Annotated in this window: 23 protein-coding genes and 1 pseudogene; 15 read left to right on the forward strand and 9 right to left on the reverse strand. The window is 32.6% G+C overall.

Going from position 1 to position 23,588, the window contains the following annotated elements; translation table 11 throughout:
• Position 1: 1 nt before the first annotated feature.
• Positions 2–565, forward strand: coding sequence for a phosphatase PAP2 family protein (locus tag NLG42_RS08645; protein ID WP_089058224.1), 564 nt, complete (start codon positions 2–4; stop codon positions 563–565).
• A gap of 67 nt (positions 566–632) precedes the next feature.
• Here NLG42_RS08645 and NLG42_RS08650 read toward each other — a convergent pair whose 3' ends face one another.
• The 4 genes and pseudogenes from NLG42_RS08650 to NLG42_RS08665 all read right to left on the reverse strand — a co-directional run bounded on the left by NLG42_RS08650 (position 633) and on the right by NLG42_RS08665 (position 3,946).
• Positions 633–1,358, reverse strand: coding sequence for a phytanoyl-CoA dioxygenase family protein (locus tag NLG42_RS08650; protein ID WP_257683496.1), 726 nt, complete (start codon positions 1,356–1,358; stop codon positions 633–635).
• A 56-nt stretch (positions 1,359–1,414) separates the two neighbouring features.
• Positions 1,415–2,056, reverse strand: coding sequence for an O-methyltransferase (locus NLG42_RS08655; protein WP_089058226.1), 642 nt, complete (start codon positions 2,054–2,056; stop codon positions 1,415–1,417).
• Between the two features lie 113 nt (positions 2,057–2,169).
• On the reverse strand, positions 2,170–2,535 hold the full coding sequence (locus tag NLG42_RS08660) for a hypothetical protein (RefSeq protein ID WP_257683497.1): 366 nt from the start codon (positions 2,533–2,535) through the stop codon (positions 2,170–2,172).
• 236 nt (positions 2,536–2,771) lie between these two features.
• Positions 2,772–3,946, reverse strand: a pseudogene (locus tag NLG42_RS08665) (IS3 family transposase).
• A gap of 502 nt (positions 3,947–4,448) precedes the next feature.
• On the opposite strand from NLG42_RS08665, the gene rlmN reads away from it, so the two are divergent.
• Positions 4,449–5,492 (forward strand): dual-specificity RNA methyltransferase RlmN, encoded by a 1,044-nt coding sequence (rlmN, locus tag NLG42_RS08670; RefSeq protein WP_257683498.1) that lies wholly within the window; start codon positions 4,449–4,451, stop codon positions 5,490–5,492.
• An 83-nt stretch (positions 5,493–5,575) separates the two neighbouring features.
• Here rlmN and NLG42_RS08675 read toward each other — a convergent pair whose 3' ends face one another.
• The gene (locus NLG42_RS08675) at positions 5,576–6,436 is read right to left on the reverse strand and encodes a hypothetical protein (RefSeq protein WP_099720226.1); all 861 of its coding nucleotides are present in this window, start codon (positions 6,434–6,436) and stop codon (positions 5,576–5,578) included.
• Positions 6,437–6,593: 157 nt separating this feature from the next.
• On the opposite strand from NLG42_RS08675, the gene NLG42_RS08680 reads away from it, so the two are divergent.
• The 5 genes from NLG42_RS08680 to dnaG all read left to right on the forward strand — a co-directional run bounded on the left by NLG42_RS08680 (position 6,594) and on the right by dnaG (position 12,537).
• A complete protein-coding gene (locus NLG42_RS08680; RefSeq protein WP_257683499.1) occupies positions 6,594–7,571 on the forward strand; it encodes a polyprenyl synthetase family protein in 978 nt (325 codons plus the stop codon).
• A 188-nt stretch (positions 7,572–7,759) separates the two neighbouring features.
• On the forward strand, positions 7,760–8,320 hold the full coding sequence (locus NLG42_RS08685; protein ID WP_257683500.1) for an RNA polymerase sigma factor: 561 nt from the start codon (positions 7,760–7,762) through the stop codon (positions 8,318–8,320).
• The gene (locus tag NLG42_RS08690) at positions 8,307–9,056 is read left to right on the forward strand and encodes a hypothetical protein (protein WP_257683501.1); all 750 of its coding nucleotides are present in this window, start codon (positions 8,307–8,309) and stop codon (positions 9,054–9,056) included. The genes NLG42_RS08685 and NLG42_RS08690 overlap by 14 nt, the downstream gene beginning before the upstream one ends.
• Before the next feature lie 232 nt (positions 9,057–9,288).
• Positions 9,289–10,338, forward strand: coding sequence for a hypothetical protein (locus NLG42_RS08695; RefSeq protein ID WP_099720223.1), 1,050 nt, complete (start codon positions 9,289–9,291; stop codon positions 10,336–10,338).
• 129 nt (positions 10,339–10,467) lie between these two features.
• Positions 10,468–12,537 carry a DNA primase gene (dnaG, locus tag NLG42_RS08700; protein ID WP_089058238.1) on the forward strand — a complete coding sequence of 690 codons (2,070 nt, stop codon included), beginning with the start codon at positions 10,468–10,470 and terminating at the stop codon, positions 12,535–12,537.
• Positions 12,538–12,624: 87 nt separating this feature from the next.
• Here dnaG and NLG42_RS08705 read toward each other — a convergent pair whose 3' ends face one another.
• Both NLG42_RS08705 and nadE read right to left on the reverse strand, forming a co-directional pair.
• Positions 12,625–13,254 (reverse strand): response regulator transcription factor, encoded by a 630-nt coding sequence (locus NLG42_RS08705; RefSeq protein WP_026730588.1) that lies wholly within the window; start codon positions 13,252–13,254, stop codon positions 12,625–12,627.
• Between the two features lie 92 nt (positions 13,255–13,346).
• Positions 13,347–14,153, reverse strand: coding sequence for an NAD(+) synthase (gene nadE, locus NLG42_RS08710; protein WP_257683502.1), 807 nt, complete (start codon positions 14,151–14,153; stop codon positions 13,347–13,349).
• A 99-nt stretch (positions 14,154–14,252) separates the two neighbouring features.
• On the opposite strand from nadE, the gene gldB reads away from it, so the two are divergent.
• The 3 genes from gldB (at position 14,253) to NLG42_RS08725 (ending at position 16,462) form a co-directional block, all read left to right on the forward strand.
• Positions 14,253–15,209, forward strand: a complete 957-nt coding sequence (gene gldB / locus NLG42_RS08715; RefSeq protein ID WP_257683503.1) for a gliding motility lipoprotein GldB — start codon at positions 14,253–14,255, stop codon at positions 15,207–15,209.
• A complete protein-coding gene (gene gldC, locus NLG42_RS08720; RefSeq protein ID WP_164973718.1) occupies positions 15,209–15,544 on the forward strand; it encodes a gliding motility protein GldC in 336 nt (111 codons plus the stop codon). The genes gldB and gldC overlap by 1 nt, the downstream gene beginning before the upstream one ends.
• Positions 15,545–16,057: 513 nt before the next feature.
• Positions 16,058–16,462, forward strand: a complete 405-nt coding sequence (locus NLG42_RS08725) for a hypothetical protein (RefSeq protein WP_089058241.1) — start codon at positions 16,058–16,060, stop codon at positions 16,460–16,462.
• Positions 16,463–16,556: 94 nt separating this feature from the next.
• Here NLG42_RS08725 and yihA read toward each other — a convergent pair whose 3' ends face one another.
• Together yihA and NLG42_RS08735 are read right to left on the reverse strand one after the other, a co-directional pair.
• On the reverse strand, positions 16,557–17,189 hold the full coding sequence (gene yihA / locus NLG42_RS08730) for a ribosome biogenesis GTP-binding protein YihA/YsxC (protein WP_089058242.1): 633 nt from the start codon (positions 17,187–17,189) through the stop codon (positions 16,557–16,559).
• 41 nt (positions 17,190–17,230) lie between these two features.
• Entirely contained in the window at positions 17,231–17,995 is a 765-nt protein-coding gene (locus NLG42_RS08735; protein WP_089054921.1) for an alpha/beta fold hydrolase, read from the reverse strand.
• Positions 17,996–18,372: 377 nt separating this feature from the next.
• On the opposite strand from NLG42_RS08735, the gene NLG42_RS08740 reads away from it, so the two are divergent.
• The 5 genes from NLG42_RS08740 to NLG42_RS08760 are packed head-to-tail and all read left to right on the forward strand — an operon-like array spanning position 18,373 to position 23,550.
• Positions 18,373–18,846 carry a division/cell wall cluster transcriptional repressor MraZ gene (locus tag NLG42_RS08740; protein ID WP_089054920.1) on the forward strand — a complete coding sequence of 158 codons (474 nt, stop codon included), beginning with the start codon at positions 18,373–18,375 and terminating at the stop codon, positions 18,844–18,846.
• Positions 18,821–19,729: a 16S rRNA (cytosine(1402)-N(4))-methyltransferase RsmH gene (rsmH, locus tag NLG42_RS08745; protein ID WP_199170251.1), complete on the forward strand. Its 909-nt coding sequence runs from the start codon at positions 18,821–18,823 to the stop codon at positions 19,727–19,729. Before NLG42_RS08740 ends, rsmH begins: the two co-directional genes overlap by 26 nt.
• A 16-nt stretch (positions 19,730–19,745) precedes the next feature.
• Positions 19,746–20,093: an FtsL-like putative cell division protein gene (locus tag NLG42_RS08750; protein WP_089054919.1), complete on the forward strand. Its 348-nt coding sequence runs from the start codon at positions 19,746–19,748 to the stop codon at positions 20,091–20,093.
• Positions 20,084–22,090 carry a penicillin-binding protein gene (locus NLG42_RS08755; protein ID WP_089058244.1) on the forward strand — a complete coding sequence of 669 codons (2,007 nt, stop codon included), beginning with the start codon at positions 20,084–20,086 and terminating at the stop codon, positions 22,088–22,090. Before NLG42_RS08750 ends, NLG42_RS08755 begins: the two co-directional genes overlap by 10 nt.
• Positions 22,087–23,550, forward strand: coding sequence for a UDP-N-acetylmuramoyl-L-alanyl-D-glutamate--2,6-diaminopimelate ligase (locus NLG42_RS08760; protein WP_089058245.1), 1,464 nt, complete (start codon positions 22,087–22,089; stop codon positions 23,548–23,550). Before NLG42_RS08755 ends, NLG42_RS08760 begins: the two co-directional genes overlap by 4 nt.
• Positions 23,551–23,588 lie beyond the last annotated feature (38 nt).

The following is a 23,588-nucleotide window of genomic DNA, read 5'->3' on the forward strand; positions in this document are numbered from 1 at the left end:
TATGCTTGAAAAAATACAAGAATTAGATGTAAATTTATTAGTATATCTAAACGGACTGGGTTCTGAGACTTATGATAAACTTTGGCTGATTATTACCAATCAATTGTATTGGACTCCATTATTTTTATTAATGTTTTATCTTATTTATAAAAAAATAGGAGGGAAGCAAACCTTGTATTTATTACTTTTTATTGCAATTTTAATTGCATTTACAGATCAAACTACCAATTTATTCAAACATACATTTCAGCGTTTACGTCCTTGTAATAATCCTGATATCAATTCGATTATTAGAGTTGTTCAGGTTAGAAAATCATTCAGTTTTTTCTCAGGACACGCAGCAAACACAATGGCAGTTGCTACTTTCTTGTATTTGGTTTTAAAACGCCATTTCAAGTATTTAGGCTTCTTGTTCTTATGGCCTTTAATTTTCGCTTACAGCCGAATTTATTTAGGATTGCATTATCCAGGTGATATTCTAACAGGATATTTCTTTGGAGCTCTCTTTGGTTTCTTGATTTATTTAGCTTACCGAAGATTAAAACCGCAATATTTTCCAGGATAGTTTTTTAAGGTTCTGAGTTTCTAAGATACTAAGGTTCTAAGTTTTTGTTTGAGAAAAACTTAGAACCTTAATTATTTTGTAGAGTTGTTTTCTCGCTCCATTCTAATTCTGAAGGAAGCTCTTGTTTGCTAAATTCAATATGAATAACCCTTCTTCTTTCGTTGTTTGTGGTTTTGTTTGAAGCATGAAACAATAGTGGTTTCATTATCATAATACCGCCTTTTTCAACTTCACATATTGTTTCTTTTTCATTTTCAAAATTGAGATTTTCAATTCTTAAAATTCCTTTTGAATGTGAATTATTGATGACTTTTAAAGCGCCATTATCTTTTGTGGTTTTATCAATATGAATTCTGATTGTAAAATTGTTTTCTAAAATTTCTTGTGGAGGCTGAACAGCATATTGATTTTGCTTTACAGTCCAATTTTCGAAATTTTCAACATCAATCTTCTTATCTACAGAAATTGTTAAATCTTGATGATAAGCGACAAACCAATTTGATTTTTCAGGTTTGTCGAAATAAATTGATTTGGTTATGAAATATCCTTTTCCAAAATTAGATTTAATAATCTCATTTAAATTTTGATTGAAAATCAAGTCTAAAGTTTCTGGAATTTCTTTGTGAAATTGTCTGATCGCGAACAAATCTTGCGATTTTCTAAAAGTTGAAATGTTAAAATCATTTTTGGTGACATTTTCAATTAATGAAATCAATTTTTCAATTTCATTAGTAGTATAAACATTGTTTATTATTGAAAAACCTTCATTGTTTATCTGATTTGAATGATTCATTCTAAGTAGATTAAAAATTAGAAAAGAAAAAACCTTGGATCTCAGTATTTTAAAATCTACAATACTCTGCTCACTGTCAATCCGTCGCGAATTGGTAGTAAAACCGTTTCTACTCTTGGATCATTTTTTAAATGTAGATTGTATTCTAAGAGTACTTTTGTACTCACATCATTCGGATGAACTGGTTCTAGTACTTTACCGCTCCATAAAACATTATCTGATAAAATAATCCCGCCTTTGTTCATTTTTGGTACGATCATTTCCCAATAATTAAGATAGTTTTCTTTATCAGCATCAATAAAAACTAAGTCAAACTTTATATCCAAAGTCGGAATAATATCAATTGCTTCTCCTAAGTGCTGAAAAATTTGGTTTCCCCATGGAGATGCATCAAAATACTTACGCTGAAAATCGATTAATTCTTCTTTAATATCAATGGTATGCAATTGTCCGTTTTCCTGCATTCCTTCACACAAGCATAAAGCGGCATAACCCGTGTAAGTTCCAATTTCAAGAATATTAACCGGGCGGATCAATTTAGAGAGCATACTTAAAACGCGGCCTTGAAAATGACCGCTCAGCATTCGTGGTAAAAGTATTTTTTGGTAAGTTTCTTTATTGAGTTTTGCCAGCAATTCTGGTTCGTTTTCAGAATGTTGTTCGATATAATCTTCTAGATCTTGTGATATAAAATGCATCTTGTATTTTGTTCTAATTTAAAGCAAAAATACAAAAAATATCCGCTTACAATTTTGCATAAAAAAACCATTCGTGTGAACGAATGGTTTCAGTATTAATTTTGAGTTGAAAATTATTTTTTCAAAGCGTCATTTACTTCTTTAGCTGTTTTTACAGTTCCGTCTTTGGCAGCTTTAGCAGCATTTTCTACTTTTTCAGCACCTTTTTTAGTAGCGTCTTTTACATCAGCAGCTGTTTTTTTAGCAGCAGTTTCAACATCATCGGCTGCCTTTTTAGTGGCATCTTTTACTTCTTCGGCAGCATTTTCGGTTTTAGTAACAGCGCTGTCTTTTACTTCTTTAATATCTGTTGTTAAAGAGTCAACTTTGTTTCCAAGAGTTAATTCATCTTCTGCAGGTTTTGGCTCTTTCTTTTCGCATGATTGCACAGCGAATGTTAATAATGCAAGTACAGCTAAAGTTAAAATTTGTTTTTTCATAATAAATTGTCTTTTTAGGTTAAAAATTTTAAAACGTTATAAAGTGGAATAATAAAAATACAAATTTTAAAATGATTGCGCGCTTTGTAAGATTATATTTTCTTTTGAGTGCAAGACAATTCTCGTGCCAAATTTTTAAATTTTGATCGGCCGAAGCATTTTTTTTAATGACAATTGAGACTTTAGTTTTTATACAAACTAAAGTTTGGATATGCAAACAAAAACTGGAGAAAAAGTTAAGCTACATTTTTATAATTAGTTAGTTTATTAAATTCTTCAATTGTTTTATAGTTCAAAGCCGAATGTCTTCTTTTTTTATTATACCAAATTTCGATGTATTCAAAAATTTCAAGTTCCATCTGTTCTCTAGAAATCAATTTACTTCCATAAACCAATTCCGTTTTTAAAGATTTGAAAAAACTTTCAGCAACCGCATTATCCCAGCAGTCTCCTTTACGGCTCATACTTCTTGTGATATTTTTATAAGAATCCAATACATTAGTAAATTTTTTATTGGCATATTGGATTCCTCGGTCAGAATGGAATATTAATTCACTTGCAATTGTTCTGTTCTTTACTGCCATTTTCCAAGCCGTCATTGTAGTTTGTTTAGTGCTTAGTCCATTGCTTAAACTCCAGCCGACTATCTTTCTGTCAAATAAATCTAAAATGATGGTCAGATATAAAAATCCATCCTTTGTCTGTATATAGGTGATATCTGAAACCCAAGCCTTTGTTGGTTCGGTTACTGTAAATTCTCTTTTCAGGATATTTGGCACAACAAAATGATTATGTTTTGAATTGGTTGTTACTTTGAATTTTTTACTCAATTTGCTGTACAATCCTAACTGCTTCATGTATTTAGCTACAGTTATTCTGGATATCTGATATCCTTGGCTTTGGAGTTCCAGAGTAATTCTTGGGCTTCCATATCGTTGTTTAGCATTAAAGTATATTGACGTAATTTCTTCTTTAATCAGAGCAGTCTTCCTCTGTCTTTCTGATAGAATCTGTCGCTTCCAATTATAGTAGCTGCTTGGACTTATTTTTAAAACTTTGCACATCTTTTCAATCGAATATATTTTTTCATGGTCTTTTATGAAAAGATAAATCATCGACCTCCCTTGGAAAAGATGCTTATAGCCTTTTTTAGAATATCACGTTCTAATTCTGTTTCTTTTAATTTTTTTTCAAGCTCATGGATTTTTTCCTGTTCAGGGCTAAGTTTTAATTTTCCTTTCCCAGGAAAACTTCCTGTTCCAAATTCTTGGTAATCCTGACGCCATTTGTAAAGCAAAGGTGCTGTTATTCCAAGTTCCTTGGCTAATTGTGAGATATTATCTCTTTCATAACTTAATTGGACTGCTTTCTCTTTAAAATTGCGGTCATAAGTTTTACGATTATCTTTCATGCTCTAAAGTTAAGATTTAGTTCTTAACTAGAACTCCATGCTAAGTTAGCACATCCAACTACTGAATAGGTTTTTTGTGCACTTAATTGTAATGAGATTGTTGTAAAAATCACTGTAAATAAAATTGATTTAATTGTTTTCATTTTTGAGAATTTTAGGTTGATCATTTAACTTAGAAAGCTTAAAACATTTGCAGTGGTTAAAGAGTTTAATGCTTCCTTGAATTTCTTATGTCAAAATTATCAGGCATCTGCAAAAAATAGAATGATAAAAATCAGGGCAAAAGTGATTTAAATTGTTATAGTAAATAATAGGGAGACAAATTGAACTTAATCATAGGTTTGCAGAAAAATGTTTGTAATATTAAGTGCTTGTTTCTTAGTGAATTATTTGTGTTTTTAAGAATGGTGTAAAACTCTTTTTATTGTAGATCATTTTTTCGATTTAATTAAGAATGCGTTTAAAAATCAAAAAAAAGGACAAAAGTGATTAACTTTGCAGCATGCAAATGGAGAAAAAAGACATACGAGCCTTATCAAAAGAGCAATTACGAGATTTTTTTGTCGCAAATAATGACAAAGCTTTTCGCGGAAATCAAGTCTATGAATGGTTATGGAGCAAAGGAGCTCATAGTTTTGAAGATATGACAAATGTTGCTAAAACAACACGATCTATGCTTGAAGACAATTTTGTAATCAATCATATTAAGGTTGATACAATGCAGCGCAGTACAGATGGCACCGTAAAAAATGCCGTTAGACTTCATGACGGACTTGTTGTTGAATCTGTTTTGATTCCTACAGAAACTAGAACCACCGCTTGTGTATCTAGTCAGGTTGGCTGCAGTTTAGATTGTAATTTTTGTGCTACGGCACGATTAAAGAGAATGCGGAATCTTGAGCCGGGAGAGATTTACGATCAAATCATGGCGATTGATAAAGAAAGTCGTTTGTATCACAATCATCCGCTTTCGAATATTGTTTTTATGGGAATGGGAGAGCCTTTAATGAACTATAATAATGTCATTAAAGCGATAGACATGGTTACGTCGCCCGAAGGTTTAGGAATGTCTCCAAAACGCATTATGCTTTCGACATCTGGAATTCCAAAGATGATTAAAAAGATGGCAGATGATGAAGTGAAATTCAAATTAGCAGTTTCATTGCACTCGGCAATAGACGAAACCCGAGCTAAAATTATGCCTTTCAGTAAAAACTTTCCTTTAAAGGACTTACGAGAAGCATTAGAATATTGGTACAGAAATACAAAAAGTAAAATCTCGTATGAGTATGTGGTTTGGAAAGGAATTAACGATGACAAAGCTTCTATTGATGCATTGGTTAAATTTTGCAAATATGTGCCTTGTAAAGTTAATTTAATAGAATATAACCCAATTGATGATGGAGAGTTTCAACAGGCTTCAGAAGAATCAATTTTAGCATATATTAAAGCTCTAGAAAACATTGGAGTTGTGGTTAAAGTTCGACGCAGCCGCGGAAAAGATATCGATGCTGCCTGCGGTCAATTGGCAAACAAAGAAGGATAGAATTTTATCTTGAAATATAAAAAAAGCATTAAAAACAAAAATAGTCTTGTTTTTAATGCTTTTTTTCTGGGCAAAAAGGATTCTTATTTTTTCAAATCGATTTCTTCCGTTACTCCATCTTTTGTTACTTTAGCAAGCGTATCACAGTCACCGTTGCCATAATCAATAATTGCTTTTGCATCATTTTTAGTTATTGACACAATACCTTTTACAGGGAATGGGGTTTTGCATGAAGCTTTAAATTCTAGAGGGGTTGTAATTTCTGCCGAAAAAGTATCTCCATTTGGGAAAGTAGTTGTGCCGCTTCCAGTTACTACATAAACATTATCTTCCCAATCAGACCAAGTTTTATAACCAGCAGTCATTTCTTTAACCAAAGTGCCTTTTCTGGTGTAAACACTTCCATCATCAAAAGTAATAGTCATATCTATTGCAGCTGTTGAAACCGGATGTGCTTCTGCAAGTAAATCTGTTGATTTTACAGATCGAACTATGCTTTTGCTTCCTTGAAGTTTTTTGCCATTGTGATAAAATCCATCAAAAGTATAACTAATGGTTTGAGTTGACGCTGAAAAATCATTAGAGAAAGAAATAACCATTTTTCCTTTCACAGTGTTTCCGTTTTCCAGAGTACAGCCCTCAACACCAAAATCAACAGTAATTGTCCAGGTGCTATTAGTTAATGCAGTTGTAATAGTAGCACAGCTCGGAAGGAAATTTTTTACCGGACCGCTTGGTTTTGCAGTTAAATTTTGCTGTGCATTAAATTGATCTTCAGCAATAGCAGTTACATCTTGAATCGAGGCATCAATTTTAGAATTTGTAACTATTTCAGTGTTTGTAATTGCGTCAGATGATCCGTCATTTGTTTTTTCATCAGAATTACAGCTGATAAAAAAAGATAAAGCGACTAATGTTCCAATAAATAAAAATTTTGTTTTCATAATAAATAGTTTTCTTGATTTTAATTAATGAATACAAATTAGGCTTTAACTAGAATGTGTTTTTGGTGAGTTTTTTAGGCGGGTAGAGAAAAATGTTGATATACTAACATAAAATACACAACGTTTTTTTATTTAAAATAGTATATTTGGAATCGAAATGAATATTACTTCACAAATAAAACTGCCCATTTTTAACGAAATGGAACTTTTTGAAAAAAAGTTTCATGAATCGATGACTTCAAAGGTGGCATTACTGAACAGAATTACCTATTACATAGTAAACCGTAAAGGTAAGCAAATGCGTCCAATGTTTGTGTTTTTAACCGCAAAAATGGTCTCTGGAGGTGCTGTAAACGAGAGAACGTATAGAGGAGCTTCGGTAATTGAATTAATTCATACGGCAACTTTGGTTCATGATGACGTTGTAGACGATAGTAATCGCCGTCGCGGATTTTTCTCGATCAATGCACTTTGGAAAAACAAGATTGCAGTTCTGGTGGGAGATTATTTACTTTCAAAAGGTTTGCTGCTTTCTATTGATAATGGAGATTTTGATTTACTTCGAATTATTTCTGTTGCCGTTCGCGAAATGAGCGAAGGAGAATTGCTTCAAATAGAAAAAGCCCGCAGACTTGATATTACCGAAGATGTTTATTATGAAATCATCCGAAAAAAGACTGCAACACTTATAGCAGCTTGTTGTGCGCTTGGCGCAAAATCAGTAATTGAAGATGATGTTCAGGTTGAGAATATGCGAAAATTTGGTGAGCTTATCGGAATGGCTTTTCAAATCAAAGATGACTTATTCGATTACAGCGAAGAAGCAATAGGTAAACCAACGGGAATCGATATTAAAGAGCAAAAAATGACTTTGCCTTTAATTCATGTTTTAAATACTTGTACTCCGAAAGAAAAAAAGTGGTTGATAAACTCCATCAAAAACCACAACAAAGACAAAAAACGCGTAAAAGAAGTTATTGCCTTTGTGAAAAATAATAATGGTTTGGCTTACGCCGAAAATAAAATGGTGCAATTTCAGCAAGAAGCACTTTCACTTTTAGAGAATTACCCTGATTCTGATTTCAAAGCGGCACTTACTTTAATGGTAAATTACGTTATTGAAAGAAAGAAATAATTTCTTTTAATTAGATTTATTAATTATATAATTGATTTACTTTATTGTAAATCAGTCGTTTGTTTTGCTTGGTTCGAAATTAAGATTTTTTTATTGAAATTTTTTAAACTTCATGCAACCATTTCAAATCGACAATCGTCTATGCTAATAGAAGACTGTTTCTAAAACCAAAAACCGAAAGCTTATTAATGAAAATTATTCCGTTACATCAAGAAGAAACCGAAATCATAAAGTTGGCAGTCGAAAATAATCGGCAGGCACAACAGCAGATTTACAGCAGGTTTTCTTCGAAAATGCTGAGTGTCTGCCGTCAATATATAAAAGACATTCAGCTGGCAGAAGATGTTATGATAACGGCTTTTATGAAAGTGTTTACCAATTTAAACAAATTTGAAAATAAAGGAAGTTTTGAAGGTTGGATTCGCAGAATCATGGTTAACGAATGTATTTCGTATTTAAGAGTTCAGAAAAAAGTAAAATTTGCCGAAGAGGAGTTTTTTGTTGAAGAAAGTTTCAACGCAATCGACAGTCAATTTACCGTAGATCAGATTCAGTTTTTAATTGATGCTTTACCCGATGGTTATAAGATGGTTTTCAATTTATATGCTATCGAAGGATACAAACATAATGAAATTGCCAAGATGTTAGGGATTAATGAAGGAACATCAAAATCGCAATTATCGCATGCTAGAAAAATGCTGCAAACACAAATTACTATTTTAAAAAAACAAGATAATGGCACAGAATAATTTTGAAAAGGATTTTCGTGACAAACTAAATCAACGCAAAATTGAGCCGAGCAATAAAGCCTGGGATCGATTGGATGCAATGTTGAGTATAGCTGAAGAAGAGAAAACAACAGTTTTGCCACGCTCAAAAAATGATTCAAAAAGAAAATGGCTTTACATAGCTGCAAGTATTGCTGGGTTTTTACTAGTTGGAACTATCTTATTTAATCAAAAAGAAAATTCAGTCGAAACTCCAAAGAATAATGTTGTAGTAGAAGAAAATAGAGAGAAAGACTCAATTGTTCAGCCAGCTTTAAATGTTGTAGATTCAATAAAGCAGGAAGTTGTAGTTTCAGAAAAAGAATCTGTTGAGAAAGAGGAAAAACTAAAACATAAACACTTAGATGTTTCGGGTCAAAAATCAAGTAAATCAACTAAAAATGGATCAAATCAAATAGCGGAGTCTTCAATCATCATCAAAAACAATCAAGAAAAACAATCAAAAACAAATCAAATCACAATTGGTGAAACTTCTAAAAAAGAAAGCGTAGATCAATTATTAGATTCGGCAGAAAAAACAATTGTAGCAGAAAATTCGGCTAAGCCAAAATCAAAAGTAAAAGTAAATGCTAATGATTTACTTAATCAGGTCGATGGCGAATTGGAGCTTTCCTTTAGAGAAAAAGTAGTTACAAAAGTCAACAAAAATTATCAATCAGTAAAAGTCGCTCTGGCAAACCGAAATCAACAGGAGTAGAGAATTGATAATGTCGTAAAGGAGCAAGAAAGAAGAAAGAAGGAAGAAAGAAGGAAGAAGGAAGAATGTAGATTTTTAGTTCCGAAGGAAAGATTCATATTGCTGCGTCGTCCTGAGACTTCAGGATTAACCAGATATGGATATGGAATAAAGAATTTACCGCTAACAATTAACAATTAAAAGAATTATCATCAATCAACAATCAATCAACAATCAATCTAAAAAATCAATTATGAAAAATTTTACCATTTATCTCGTAGTTCTAATTTTTTTATTTGTCAGTAAGGTTTTGGGTCAGGAAACTTTCGAATCAAAGGCAAAGAAAATTGCAAATCAAATAGAAAAAGTTACTAAAGAAGAAAAAGAAAAGCTAAAAGAGGAAGTTGAAGCTGTAAATGTGCAATTGTCTGAGGGGAAAATTACACAGCAACAAGCAGATAAGCGCAAGAAAGAATTAGCGGAAGCTAGAGCTGTAATTATTGAAGAAAAAGTGACTTTGGCACAAAATGAGCTCAATGATCTGGTTCAGCAAAAAGTAGACGGAAAACTGAAAGAACAAGATTCAACAAGAAAAAGTAAGATCGTTATATATTGGGATAAGAATGACTGGAATCATAAAAAAACCAAAGATTCAATTCGAGGCGAAAAAAGAACGACTTCACAATTTGTATTTGCCGCAGGTTTAAATAGTACAATGGCGGATGGTAAACTTCAAGATTCAAATTATGATTTTATTGGTTCGCATTTTTACGAATGGGGTCTTACATTTAATTCCAGAATATTGAAAGACAATAATTTATTGCATGCCAAATATGGACTTTCGTTAATGTATAACAACCTTCGACCGTCGGATAATCGCAGTTTTGTTGTCAATGGTGATCAAACAGATTTAATCACAAATCCGATAAATTTAAAAGAATCTCGTTTTAGAAATGTGTATTTAGTCGCTCCTGTTCATTTAGAATTTGATTTTTCAAAAGATGGTCATTCTAATGGTAAAACATATTATAGAACACATAAAGGTTTTCGTGCAGGATTTGGCGGATATGCAGGAATCAATGTAAAATCGAAACAGATTTTAAAATTTGAAGACAACGATTATAAAACAACACAAAAAACAAAAGGAGATTACAATGTAAATAATTTTATTTACGGACTGAGTTCTTACGTAGGTTACAAGGAAATAAGTTTGTACTTAAAATATGATTTGAATCCTTTGTTTAAAAATAATACAGTTGACGAAAATAATGTTTCGTTAGGTATTCGTTTTGATTTTAATTAGTATGAAATTGAGTTTAGTTAGGAAGAAAAGCGTTTCAAGAGAAACGCTTTTTTTTGCTCTAAAATTCTAAAAATTCAAGTAGGATTTATGTACTTTTACAAGCTCTCATTTTTAAAAATAATTTAAGTTTTGATTTCACAAAATACAATAGATACTGTTTTTGAAACTGCTCGTGTTGAGGAGGTTATTGGTGATTTTGTCAATTTAAAACGTGCAGGAAGTAATTTCAAAGGTCTGAGTCCTTTCTCAGATGAACGTTCTCCATCGTTTATGGTGTCGCCTGCAAAAGGAATCTGGAAAGATTTTAGTACAGGAAAAGGAGGAAATTCTGTAAAATTCCTAATGGAGCATTCTCAGTTTACCTATCCGGAAGCCATTCGGTATTTAGCTAGGAAATATAATATTGAAATCGAAGAAACCGAACAAACAGATGCTGAAAAAGCAATGACTGATGTTCGTGAAAGTATGTATTTGGTTTCGGAATTTGCTGCTAAATATTTTCAGGATGTTTTAATAAATTCTGAAGAAGGAAAAGCAATAGGTCTTTCGTATTTTAAAGAAAGAGGTTTTACAAATGAAACCATTAAGAAATTCGATTTAGGATATTCTCCAGAAACTTGGGATGCTTTGACTAAAGAAGCATTAGGAAAAGGATATAAAATGGAATTCTTAGAAAGTACAGGATTAACCATTGCGAGAGAAGATCGCCCTTTTGACCGATTCAAAGGACGTGTAATGTTTCCAATTCAAAGTATGTCGGGCCGAGTTTTAGGTTTTGGAGGACGTATTTTGACGAATGATAAAAAAGCAGCAAAATATCTAAATTCACCAGAAAGTGATATTTACCATAAAAGTAAAGTGCTTTATGGAATTTATCACGCCAAGCAATCTATTGCCAAACAAAACAACTGTTATTTAGTTGAAGGTTATACAGATGTTATTCAGTTTAGTCAGGCCGGAATTGAGAATGTTGTGGCTTCGTCTGGAACTGCTTTAACGCCAGATCAAATCCGTTTGATTAATCGTCTGACTCGAAATATTACGGTACTTTTTGATGGTGATGCTGCTGGTTTACGTGCGTCTATTCGAGGAATCGATTTGATTCTGGAAGAAGGTATGAATGTAAGAGTTTGTTCTTTTCCTGATGGAGAAGATCCGGATAGTTTTGCTCGAAAAAATTCGCATGATGATTTAGTTGCTTATTTAGAAAACAATAGTAAAGATTTCATACAGTTTAAAGCTTCGATTTTGATGAATGAAGCTAAAAACGACCCAATTAAAAAAGCCGATTTGATTCGGGATATGGTTACCAGTATTTCTAAAATACCAGATCGTATTCAGCGTGAAGTTTATGTTCAGGAATGTGCCAGAATTATGGAGATTTCTGAGCAGGTTTTGGTAAGTACTTTGGCGCAGTTGATTCAAAAAGATCTTGCAGAAGTCGCTAAAAAGCAAAAACAGGAACAAAAACCTTTTGAAGTTTTTAGAAACCAAGCTCCAAAGAATACTGGGTTTTCAGGGGGAGATCCAGAAGATCCAAGAACAGGGCCGCCAGATGATTATTATCCGGGCGAACCTGGATATCCTCAAGAGCAGGCAGAAAAGGTTAATATTCTAGATGGTTTTGAACGGAAAATTATTGAAATATTATTGCTCTACGGAAGTGTTTTAGAAGATTTTGAAGATGTATTTCTAAAAGCAGATGAAGAAGGAGTTGTTAAAGAAGTCAGTGAAAAACGAAAATATAAAGTATACGAAAAAATCTATTTAAGTCTGCAAGAAGATGAGGTAGAACTTTCAAATGTATTGTTTCAAAATATTTTTTCGGGATTAATTGATTTTTACAATCAAAATGAGACTTTTAGTTTAGATAAATATTTGATGCATTTACAGCCTGAATTTGCTCAGGAAGTAACCAATATTTTAATGGAAGACGAAAGATTAACTATTCATAACTGGGAAGGCCAAAATATTTTTCCGAAACAAAAAAATGAGACAATAGAGCAAAATGTTTCTGATACAATATTTTCTATGCGCTGGTATTTGGTTTCAAAGATCATTCACGATTTAAAAAACTCACTGCTGACAGATCCGCAAGATGATAATTCAGAATTGTTGTCTATGGTTATAGATTATTCTAAATTATTAAATAATTTTTCTCGAAAATTAGGAAGAGTAGTAGTTCCTTATCATCAATAAAAATCAAAAAGCTCTATAATGTTAAACAGTATAGAGCTTTTTTTTTAGGTTTATGATTTTACCAAAGTAAAATCAGATGCCTTTAAATTAAATAATTTCTAAAGTCTTAGCTTTGTTTACTAAGTCAACTAAATTAGTAACATTCAATTTTGTCAATAATCTTAATTTGTAAGTACTGATCGTTTTTTCGTTCAGATTTAAGATTTTAGAGATTTCATTGTTTTTCTTACCATCACTTAAGTAACGTAAAACCTCGATTTCACGATTAGAAAGTTTTCTGTACAAACGCTCACTTTTGCTTTGTTTAGCAATAAGTGCCATGTTTTTACGTACAGTTTCGTTGATAATAATTTTTCCTTCGTGTACTTTAATAATAGAAAGACCTAAAGTTTCAAGTTTTTCTGTTTTGTGTACATACCCAGATACTCCAGCTTTAATAGCATTTGGAGCATACATTTGCTCAGCTAAGTCACTGAAAATTACAATTTTTGTTTTTGGGAAATTTTTCAAGATTGACTTTACTTCGAAGATGCTAGAAAGACCTTCTAACTCTAAATCTAGAATTAAAATGTCAATTTCCTTCGTCTGAAGGATATCTCTAACCATTGAAAAATTGCCTACATTGGCAACAATTGAAATTTGATCGTGGTCTTTAAAATAAGACTTAACGCCAAAGTGAGTCACAGGATGATTGTCTGCAAGACATACTTTAATCATAATTTTTACCTTTTTTAGAATTGTTCATGTTTTTGGAACTGTAAAATTAATAAATAAATTCTGTAATTAATTGCAGATGAATGTTAAAAGTTTTATTTTAACGTTTTTGGTATCAAACAAACGGGTATTGCATCCATTTTGTGCTTGTTGCTGGTGTTTAATCTTTTATAAATTTCAAAGACAGATTTTTCTCTCCCGGTAAAGTCATCCGCCGTATTTCCTGACTCCGAGGCTAACATTGCCCATTCAAGTTCGTCATAACTAGCTCCCAATTGATCTTCATCGGTTCTATTATCCCCGAAAAGACCATCTGTTGGTGCTGCCGTTAAAATAGATTCGGGAATTGTTAAAAATTCTCCTAAAGCATATACATCCGATTTCATTAAATCGGCAATTGGACTCAAATCTACACCTCCGTCACCATATTTTGTGTAAAATCCTACGCCAAAATCTTCTACTTTGTTTCCAGTTCCTGCAACCAGCAATCCATGAATTCCGGCTAAATAATATAAAGAAGTCATTCGTAAACGAGCGCGTGTATTGGCAAATGATAAATTTACTTTTGCTTGATCATCAGTTTCTGGAACTGCAGCTTTAAAAGCTTCAAAAACAGCTGTTAAATCAGTTTCTACACTCGAAACATTTGCAAAACGTTTTTTTAATTGTGTAATATGTTCTCTCCCTCTAGAAACTTGGCTTTCGGCTTGGTGAATTGGCATTTCGACACATAAAACTTGTAAACCAGTTTGTGCACACAATGTAGAAGTAACAGCAGAGTCGACTCCGCCCGAAATTCCAATTACAAAACCATTTACTTTTGCATTGTCAGCATAATTTTTTAACCATTCTACAATATGTTTGTTTACTTTTTCTGTTTGAATAGTGCTTTTTTTAGCCATAATAGTTTAAGTTTTAAGATACAGGGATGTATATTTGCACAAATATTTTTGAGTAAGCGATTATTTAAATTTATGCAACACAAATCTAATTAAAATAAAATGAAAATATATCGCTTTGCAGTGGTTCTGTGCGTGTTTTTTTTGTCTTGCAGCCAGAAAACAAAGGTTGAAAAAGAAGTCGAAGAAATTCCAATTGATATTAAAGTAGAACGTTTTGATAAAGTGTTTTTTGAAACAAAACCAGAGGATCTGGAAAAAGTAAAAAAACAGTTTCCTTTCTTTTTTCCAGCTGGTAATGATGATTCAGTTTGGTTAAAGAAAATGCAGGAACCAATTTGGCGTGAGGTTTATGAAGAAGTGCAAAAAAAATACGCCAATTTTGAGCCGGTTCGTCAGGAATTTAATTCGCTTTTTCAACATGTGAAGTATTATTTTCCTAAAACGAAAACACCGAAAGTAATTACTGTTATTGGAGAAATGGACTATAATGCTAAAGCAATCTATGCAGATAGTTTGGTTATTGTTGCGTTAGAGTTGTATTTAGGAAAAGAGCATAAGTTCTATGAGTTTCCAAATTATTTAAAATACAACTTTGAGGAAAAACAAATTATGCCGGATGTTGTTTCGAGTTTTGCTTATAGAAACATTCCTGCATATCCAGATAAGAATTTAGTTTCTCAAATGATTTTTGAAGGGAAACAGTTGTATGCAAAAGATTTATTGCTGCCAGAATATACAGATGCCGAGAAGATTGGTTATTTGCCAGAACAAATTAAATGGTGTGAGGAAAATGAAGCCTATATGTGGCGTTATTTTTTAGAAAAAGAGATGTTGTACAGTGCAGATCCTAAATTAACAACACGTTTTATTGCGCCGGCTCCGTTTTCAAAATTTTATTTAGAAATTGATAACGATTCTCCTGGAAGAGTGGGAGCGTGGATTGGCTGGCAGATAGTTCGTTCTTATATGAAAAATAATAATGTACAGCTGTCGGAATTATTAAAAGTGAATGCAAAAGAAATTTTTGAAAAGTCAAAATATAAACCTAAGAAATAATGTCAAATACAATAAACTCAGAGATTAAATTCAATATAGAATTAGATGAAAACCGCGTTCCAGAAAAATTAACATGGAGTGCGCAAGACGGCGGAGTTAAAGCTGAAGAAGCAAAAGCGATAATGTTGTCTATTTGGGACAGTAAAGCTAAAGAAACAATGCGTATCGATTTGTGGACAAAAGATATGCCTGTTGATGAAATGAAAATTTTCTTCCATCAAACATTAGTAGCAATGGCGGATACTTTTAAACGTGCAACAGACGACGAAAAAATGTCAGACACGATGAAAGATTTCTGTGATTACTTTGCAGAAAAACTTGAGTTGACTAAGTAATAGAAAATCCAATCCCGAAGCTTCGAGATAAATCCCAAGTTTCAATTGTACAAATTGAAATTTGGGATTTTTTCGTTTCAGCTTTATCTTTAATTAAGAATTATGGATGAGAATTGTGCGTTTTTTGATGTTTTGTAAATTCTGATTGTAGAATAAATTTCGACCAGATTTTATAGAGTATTTATTTTTTATGGATTACCTTGGTGAAGTAAAATTGATGATCAAAGAAAACTTAATTATATGTTATTTCCATTCCTTGTAAGTCTTGTAGGATTGTTCTTTTTGCTGATAAACAGTATTTGTTTTTATGTGAAGAGAAAAAATAAAGACACTCTGTATTTGATAATTATGGTTTATTTGGGGTGTTTATTTGTGCAGGAATTGTGCTGTAATATTATTGGGTTTTATCATCCAGGATCGAATTTCTTTCTTTCGCATTATTATTTTATTTTTCAGTTTATAGCTTTAAGTATATTTTTTCATCGGCTGCTTTCAAATATTGCTTTAAAGAGAATGATTCTTTTCTTTCTTATTACAGTATTGGTTTTACTGTCGATACAATATTATAGAACACCAGAGCTTTATTGGGAATTCAATTTGTTTGAAATTGGTGTTACCTCAGGATTATTGATTTTGTATGCATTTATCTTTTTGATACAGAATTTTAAAACTGATATGTCTGATTATTTTTATTTCTGTAATGGGTTGATTCTTTATTTAATCTGCAGTTTAAGTATTTTTTTAAGTGGTAATACAGATTCAGTAATTTTTACTGAGCCATTTGTGCTCGATTTTTGGTTTTTTAATTCATTGTTTTATATCATATATCAATTTTTAATATTTAAAGAATGGAAAGCTTTAAATAATAAAGTAGTAATTCAAGAATCAGATTATGATGCTTTTGATTATAATGAATAGTAATGAAATTAGAATTAACAGCCAATGAAAAATCCCAAACTCCAGTTGTAAAACTTGGAATTTGGGATTTTTTATATTTAGTATCTCGGTATTTTTAGTTAGAATTCAAAAAGTCGTTGTTGTTTTTAAAGACTTCTTGATTCACTTCGTCTATATAAGAAAGCAGTTCTTCTTTTCCTATTGATTCTGTAGATGAGGTTACGAAGTAATGCGGCATTTCGGCCCAGTTGTTTGCGTACATTTGTTTTTTGTATGCTGCAACATGTGAATCGATTTTTACTTTACTGATTTTATCTGCTTTGGTAAAAATAATGCAAAACGGAATTTCGCTTTCACCCATGTATGACATAAATTCAATGTCGATTTTTTGTGCTTCATGGCGAATGTCGATCAAAACAAAAGCGCAGACTAATTGCTCTCTATTTTCAAAGTAATCAGTAATGAATTGTTGGAAAACAGATTTTGTTTTTTTGGAAACCTTAGCATATCCGTATCCAGGTAAATCGACTAAAAACCAGTTGTTGTTGATTTTAAAGTGATTTATTAATTGAGTTTTTCCTGGTCTTCCAGATGTTTTTGCTAAATTTTTATGATTGGTAATCATGTTGATCAAAGAGGATTTACCAACGTTTGATCGGCCTATAAAAGCGTATTCCGGCAGAAATTCGGCCGGGCATTTTGAAGCATCAGAATTACTGATAATAAATTCGGCGGTATTAATTTTCATGTTTTTTGTTTTAAAACCTTCTTAAATTCGAAAGTTAGATGCTATAAATTCTTTGCAACAAGCCATTCTTCAAGAATTTTGTTGAATTCTTGAGGATGTTCCATCATAGCAGCGTGTCCGCATTTGTCTATCCAATACAAAGTTGAATTAGGCAATAAGTTGTCAAATTCTTCAGCAACATTAGGTGGTGTTACAGCGTCATTTTTACCCCAGATAATGCAGGTTTCAACTGTCATTTTAGGTAAATCTTTGGCCATATTATGGCGAATTGCACTCTTAGCAATCGTTAATGTTTTTATTAATTTTATGCGGTCATTAACAGTTGCGTAAACTTCATCTATTAATTCTGGTGTCGCAATTTTTGGGTCATAAAATACATCTTCAGCTTTCTTTTTGATGTATTCGTAATCGCCTCTTTTTGGGTAACTGTCGCCCATGGCGCTTTCGTAAAGTCCAGAGCTTCCTGTGATTACGAGTCCGGCTACTTTTTCGGGATATAGTTTGGTGTGGTAAAGTGCAATATGTCCTCCAAGTGAATTTCCAAGTAAAATAACTTGATCAAAACCCTTGAAATTAATAAAATCTTTTACGTATTTGGCAAAGCTTTTTACGTTTGTTTTTAAAATACTCTGCGTGTATATTGGCAAATCTGGGATTACAACTTTGTATCCTTTCGTTGGAAAATATTCCGCTACAGCATCAAAGTTACTAAGGCCTCCCATTAACCCGTGTAAAATAACGATAGGAGTCCCCTCTCCAGCTTCATAATAGCTGTATTTGCCTTCTTTTTTGTAGTTTTTGTCCATCTAATCTAATGCCAATTTCATTTTGGACAAATATAGGGTTAAATAAATAAAAATGAATTTTTGCTGCCCTTTTTTAACTAGATTATTTCGTTAGAATTAGTAAGTGATTATAAATCAGGTTTTAGTGCTTGATTTCCGGAAAAATGAGTTGTTAAATAAATTGCAGAATGTTTACTTTTTTAAGAGAAATAAAGCGGATTTTTTGTAATTCTTAAATGAAAATATTTCTAAACTGATTTTTGTCTAACGTATTGATTGTTCATGATTTAGGTGAGGTGGTAGTAAAGTGGTTAAACTTATTAACAAAGTGGTATATAGTGGTAATATGTGGTATTTTTTTTTATATTTTTGCTGTGTAACATATTAGTACGTTTTTCTTGAATACAATTGTTGGAACATATGAGTGTAAAGTCGATGCAAAAGGGAGGTTAATGATACCTGCGCCTTTAAAAAAGCAATTGGCTTCTTCTCTTCAGGACGGTTTTGTCTTGAAGCGTTCCGTTTTTCAGCAATGTTTAGAATTGTATCCAATGGAAGAGTGGAATCTAATGATGGCAAAAATTAATAAGCTGAATCGTTTTGTAAAAAAGAATAATGATTTCATTCGCAGATTTACTGCCGGCGTTAAAGTGGTAGATATTGATGCATTAGGGAGATTGTTAGTGCCAAAAGATTTAGTGACGTTTTCAGGTATTTCTAAAGATGTTGTTTTTTCATCTGCGGTTAATATTGTGGAAATTTGGGATAAAGATTTATACGAAAAATCAATAAGCGGCGAAGATATGGATTTTGCAGATTTAGCCGAGGAAGTAATGGGAAATATTAATGACGACGACAATGGAATATCATAATCCAGTTTTACTTCATCCAACAGTTGATGGTTTAAATATTAAGCCAGACGGCATTTATGTAGATGTAACGTTTGGAGGCGGCGGTCATTCAAAAGAGATTTTGAAAAGATTGGGCCCAAACGGAAAATTATTTGCTTTTGATCAGGATGAGGATGCGCTTGCAAATGCATTGCCAGACGAAAGGTTTACCTTGATTAATGAGAACTTTAGATTTATAAAAAGATTTCTTCGTTTTCATGGTGTTAAAGGAGTAGATGGAATCTTGGCAGATTTAGGAGTTTCATCGCATCAATTTGATGTTCCGGAGAGAGGTTTTTCAACCAGATTTGATGCCGAACTAGATATGCGGATGAGTCAAAAAAATGATTTAAATGCTTATCGAGTGGTTAACGAATATGAAGAACAGGATTTACGTCGTGTTTTTTTTGATTATGGGGAGTTGAAAAACGCGCCAGTTTTAGCAAGAACGATTGTTGAGGCGAGACAAGATTACCCAATCAAGACAACTGATGAATTAAAAGAGGTTCTTGCGAGGTATTTGCCGGAAAGAGTTAAGAATAAAATATTAGCTCAGATTTATCAAGCGATTCGTATTGAGGTAAATCAAGAAATGGATGTTTTGAAAGAGTTTATTGAGCAGTCTTTAGAAATATTGAAACCAGGCGGGAGATTTTCAGTAATCTCATACCATTCATTAGAAGACAGGCTGGTAAAAAGATTCATCAAAAACGGAATGTTTGAAGGAGAACCAGAACGTGATTTTTACGGGAATTTTTCAGTACCGTTTAAAACTATCGGAAAATTGATTGTTCCTGATGATGCTGAAATTAAAATCAATAATAGAGCAAGAAGTGCGAAATTAAGGATTGCTGAAAAGATATAATATATATAGGTAGAAAATGAAGAGTGGAGTATTTGGAATATTAAAAGCAAGATTTCTGCTAAATGATGATGCGGTAAAGAATTGGCGATTCATTGTTTTTATAATTCTGCTGGCAATTTTGATGATTGCAAATACACAGCGTTATGAACAGAAGGTTTTTGAAATTGCAAAATTAAATAACGAAGTAAAAGAACTAAGATCTGAATTTGTTGATCGACGTTCAGAATTGATGAAGTTAAAAATGGAGTCAACAATATCGGACAAGATGCTCGAAAAGCAAATTTTTCCATCGACAGTTCCTCCAGTCAAAATAGAAGTTAAAAAAGAAGAAGAAAAAAGTTTCTTTAAAAGAATATGGCAGTAGACGATAAACATATATCCTACAGAATTTACCTCGTAGCAGTTTTCATCTTTTTGATGGCAATTGCTATTGTTGTTAAATTAACCAATATTCAATGGGTTGAAGGAGATTATTACCGAAAATTAGCAAAACAGCGTACTGTTAGAAATTTTGTAATTCCGGCAAACAAAGGAAATATTTACTCTGCTGATGGAAGTTTATTAGCGACATCAATTCCGAATTATGAGATTCGTTTTGATGCTAAAGCTCCAAAAACAGAAACTTTTGAGAAGCATGTAAAAGCATTATCTGATTCTCTTGTAACGGTTTTAGGAAAATCTGGAAGTTATTTTGAGAAAGAATTACGAAAAGCCAGAGCAAATAAAAATCGTTATTATTTGATTGCTAGAAACTTAAGTTATACTGAATATGTAAAAATAAAAGGTTTTCCATTATTCAACTTAGGAGCTTTCAAAGGAGGGATTATTGTTGAGCAAGAAACAGTTAGGAAACATCCGATAGGAAAAATTGCCGAGAGAACAATTGGATACGACAGAATTGATCCAGCAACAGGAGTTGAAGTTGGAAAAGGAATTGAGTGGGCTTTTAAGAATTATTTGAACGGAAAAGATGGGAAAATCTTAAAGCAAAAAATCGCAAAAGGACAATGGAAGCCAATTCGTGATTTGAACGAAGTTGATCCTATTGATGGTTATGATGTTATTTCGACAATCGATGTTTTTATTCAGGATATTGCACACCATGCTTTATTAAAACAATTAGAAGACTACGAAGCAGATCATGGTTGTGTAGTGGTAATGGAAACAGAAACGGGACATGTAAAAGCAATTTCGAACCTGGGAAGAGCTGAAGATGGATCGTATTATGAAACTACAAATTACGCAATTGCGGAATCTCATGAGCCTGGTTCTACTTTTAAGCTAGTAGATTTAATGGCTGTTTTAGAAGATAAAGTGGCTGATACAAGTACAGTTTATGACAGTCGAGGTGGTGAAATTAGATATTACGGACGTGCTGTTCGTGATTCACATAAAGGCGGTTATGGAAAAGTTACATTAGCAAGAGGATTCGAGCTTTCTTCAAATACTGTAATGGTGCAGGCAGTTTATGAGAATTACAAAAATAACCCCTCTAAGTTTGTAAATCATATTAATAGTTATGGGTTAAACAAGACATTAGGGTTGCATTTTCAAGGAGAAGGAAGACCGTATATTCCGCAGCCTGGAGATAAACATTGGTCAGGAACTACGCTTCCGTGGATGGCTTTTGGGTATAATGTTTCGGTTACGCCAATGCAGACTTTAGCCTTGTATAATGCCGTTGCAAATAATGGTGTAATGGTTAAACCTCAATTTGTATCGGAAATTAAGGAATGGAATAAAACAATTAAAAAGTTTGATACAGAAGTGATTAATCCGAAGGTTTGTTCGCCAGAGACGCTTAAAAAAGTGAAAGCAGTTTTAGCGAATGTGGTAAAAAAAGGAACGGGTTCTAAATTGTATTCAAAGGATTTTTCGATGGCAGGAAAAACAGGAACTGCTATGGTGAATTATGGTAATGCAGGAAGAGAAGGAATGTATTATGCGTCCTCTTTCGTTGGGTATTTTCCGGCAGATCATCCAAAATATTCGTGTATTGTAGTGGTTCATAAACCAAATACATCTAGAAATAATTATTACGGTGCAGACGTTGCAGGACCGGTTTTTAAAAGAATCGCTCAAAAAATATTTACAGACGCACCATCCACAAATAAAATTAAACAGCTTGATTCTAAAATTGCGAAGCAGGAAAGCAGTTATGATAAATATGATGTAGAATCTAATAAAAAATCGAAACAAATTCCTGATTTAAAAGGAATGCCGGGAATGGATGCAATTGCTTTACTTGAGAACTTAGGTTTAAAAGTAAAAGTAACAGGAGTAGGAAAAGTTAAGAATCAATCGATTCAAGCGGGACAAAATATTAGTAGAAACTCAATTATAGTATTAGAATTATCGTGAAAATACTAAAAGACATATTATACAAAGCGGCGATTGAATCTGTTATAGGTTCAACAGAAACAGCTATTCATAAAATTGAATTTGATTCGCGTAAAGTTGAAGCAAACGATGTTTTTGTGGCAATACGAGGAACACTTTCGGATGGCCATGATTATATTAATAAAGCTATTGAGTTAGGTGCTGCAGCAGTTATTTGTGACACACTCCCTGAGACAATTCAAAAAGGAATTACGTATGTTCAGGTAAAAGACACCAATACGGCTTTAGCTTTTATGGCGGCGAATTATTTCGAAGATCCGTCAGCAAAATTAAAATTGGTTGGAGTAACGGGAACAAATGGTAAAACGACAATTGCCTCATTATTGTTTCAGTTGTTTCAAAAAGCAGGTTTTAAAGTTGGTTTATTGTCAACTGTAAAAATCATGGTGGATGAAACTGAATATCCAGCAACGCATACAACGCCAGATTCAATTACGATCAATCATTATTTAAATGAGATGATTGAAGCTGGAGTAACGCATTGCTTTATGGAAGTAAGTTCGCACGGAATTCATCAAAAACGTACAGAAGCATTGCATTTTGTAGGTGGAATTTTTACGAATCTTTCACACGACCATTTAGATTATCATCCAACTTTTGCTGAATACAGAGATGTGAAAAAATCATTTTTTGATTCTCTGCCAAAAACAGCTTTCGCTTTATCGAATATTGATGATAAAAATGGAACTGTAATGCTGCAAAATACGGTTGCAAGAAAATTTACGTATGCTTTGAAAACATATGCAGATTTTAAAGCTACGATATTAGAAAGTCAATTATCCGGTTTATTGTTAAAAGTAAATGATAATGAAGTTTGGGTAAAACTAATTGGAACTTTTAATGCATACAATGTTTTAGCTATTTACGGGACTGCTGTAGAATTGGGTATGGATAGTCTTGAAGCGTTGCGCTTGTTGTCTGATTTAGAAAGTGTTTCGGGTCGTTTTCAATATATTGTTACAGATTCTAAAATCACAGCAATTGTCGATTATGCGCACACACCGGATGCTTTAGAAAATGTTCTAAAAACAATTGAAGACATCCGTACTAAAAACGAGCAATTGATTACAGTTGTTGGCTGCGGCGGAAATAGAGATAAAACGAAAAGACCAATTATGGCAAAAATTGCAACAGATCTTAGTGACAAAGCAATTTTAACCTCAGATAATCCTAGAAACGAAGATCCTGAAGTGATTTTGGATGAAATGGAAAAAGGTGTAGAAGCTCATAATTACAAAAAAATATTAAGAATTACTGATAGAAAACAAGCAATAAAAACGGCTTGTCAATTGGCTCAGCCCAATGATATTATCCTAATTGCAGGAAAAGGTCATGAAACTTATCAGGAAATAAACGGAGTTCGTCATCATTTTGATGATATGGAAACTGTAAAAGAAATTTTAGATCAACTAGCAAAGTAAAGTTTAAACGGTTAATTGGTTATTCGTTTAATGTAGTA

The organism is Flavobacterium plurextorum, assembly GCF_024638035.1.
Lineage (GTDB): Bacteria > Bacteroidota > Bacteroidia > Flavobacteriales > Flavobacteriaceae > Flavobacterium > Flavobacterium plurextorum.

What these genes read in the sequence shown, in the direction of transcription:
- gldB (WP_257683503.1), top strand. Translation starts at nt 14,253, where the DNA reads ATGAAAATATATCGCTTTGCAGTGGTTCTGTGCGTGTTTTTTTTGTCT.
- nadE (WP_257683502.1), bottom strand. Translation starts at nt 14,153, where the DNA reads ATGGCTAAAAAAAGCACTATTCAAACAGAAAAAGTAAACAAACATATT.
- NLG42_RS08655 (WP_089058226.1), bottom strand. Translation starts at nt 2,056, where the DNA reads ATGCATTTTATATCACAAGATCTAGAAGATTATATCGAACAACATTCT.
- NLG42_RS08725 (WP_089058241.1), top strand. Translation starts at nt 16,058, where the DNA reads ATGATTCTTTTCTTTCTTATTACAGTATTGGTTTTACTGTCGATACAA.
- NLG42_RS08685 (WP_257683500.1), top strand. Translation starts at nt 7,760, where the DNA reads ATGAAAATTATTCCGTTACATCAAGAAGAAACCGAAATCATAAAGTTG.
- NLG42_RS08690 (WP_257683501.1), top strand. Translation starts at nt 8,307, where the DNA reads ATGGCACAGAATAATTTTGAAAAGGATTTTCGTGACAAACTAAATCAA.
- rsmH (WP_199170251.1), top strand. Translation starts at nt 18,821, where the DNA reads ATGACGACGACAATGGAATATCATAATCCAGTTTTACTTCATCCAACA.
- rlmN (WP_257683498.1), top strand. Translation starts at nt 4,449, where the DNA reads ATGCAAATGGAGAAAAAAGACATACGAGCCTTATCAAAAGAGCAATTA.
- yihA (WP_089058242.1), bottom strand. Translation starts at nt 17,189, where the DNA reads ATGAAAATTAATACCGCCGAATTTATTATCAGTAATTCTGATGCTTCA.
- NLG42_RS08645 (WP_089058224.1), top strand. Translation starts at nt 2, where the DNA reads ATGCTTGAAAAAATACAAGAATTAGATGTAAATTTATTAGTATATCTA.
- NLG42_RS08660 (WP_257683497.1), bottom strand. Translation starts at nt 2,535, where the DNA reads ATGAAAAAACAAATTTTAACTTTAGCTGTACTTGCATTATTAACATTC.
- NLG42_RS08675 (WP_099720226.1), bottom strand. Translation starts at nt 6,436, where the DNA reads ATGAAAACAAAATTTTTATTTATTGGAACATTAGTCGCTTTATCTTTT.
- NLG42_RS08650 (WP_257683496.1), bottom strand. Translation starts at nt 1,358, where the DNA reads ATGAATCATTCAAATCAGATAAACAATGAAGGTTTTTCAATAATAAAC.
- gldC (WP_164973718.1), top strand. Translation starts at nt 15,209, where the DNA reads ATGTCAAATACAATAAACTCAGAGATTAAATTCAATATAGAATTAGAT.
- NLG42_RS08695 (WP_099720223.1), top strand. Translation starts at nt 9,289, where the DNA reads ATGAAAAATTTTACCATTTATCTCGTAGTTCTAATTTTTTTATTTGTC.
- NLG42_RS08735 (WP_089054921.1), bottom strand. Translation starts at nt 17,995, where the DNA reads ATGGACAAAAACTACAAAAAAGAAGGCAAATACAGCTATTATGAAGCT.
- NLG42_RS08680 (WP_257683499.1), top strand. Translation starts at nt 6,594, where the DNA reads ATGAATATTACTTCACAAATAAAACTGCCCATTTTTAACGAAATGGAA.
- NLG42_RS08705 (WP_026730588.1), bottom strand. Translation starts at nt 13,254, where the DNA reads ATGATTAAAGTATGTCTTGCAGACAATCATCCTGTGACTCACTTTGGC.
- NLG42_RS08755 (WP_089058244.1), top strand. Translation starts at nt 20,084, where the DNA reads ATGGCAGTAGACGATAAACATATATCCTACAGAATTTACCTCGTAGCA.
- NLG42_RS08750 (WP_089054919.1), top strand. Translation starts at nt 19,746, where the DNA reads ATGAAGAGTGGAGTATTTGGAATATTAAAAGCAAGATTTCTGCTAAAT.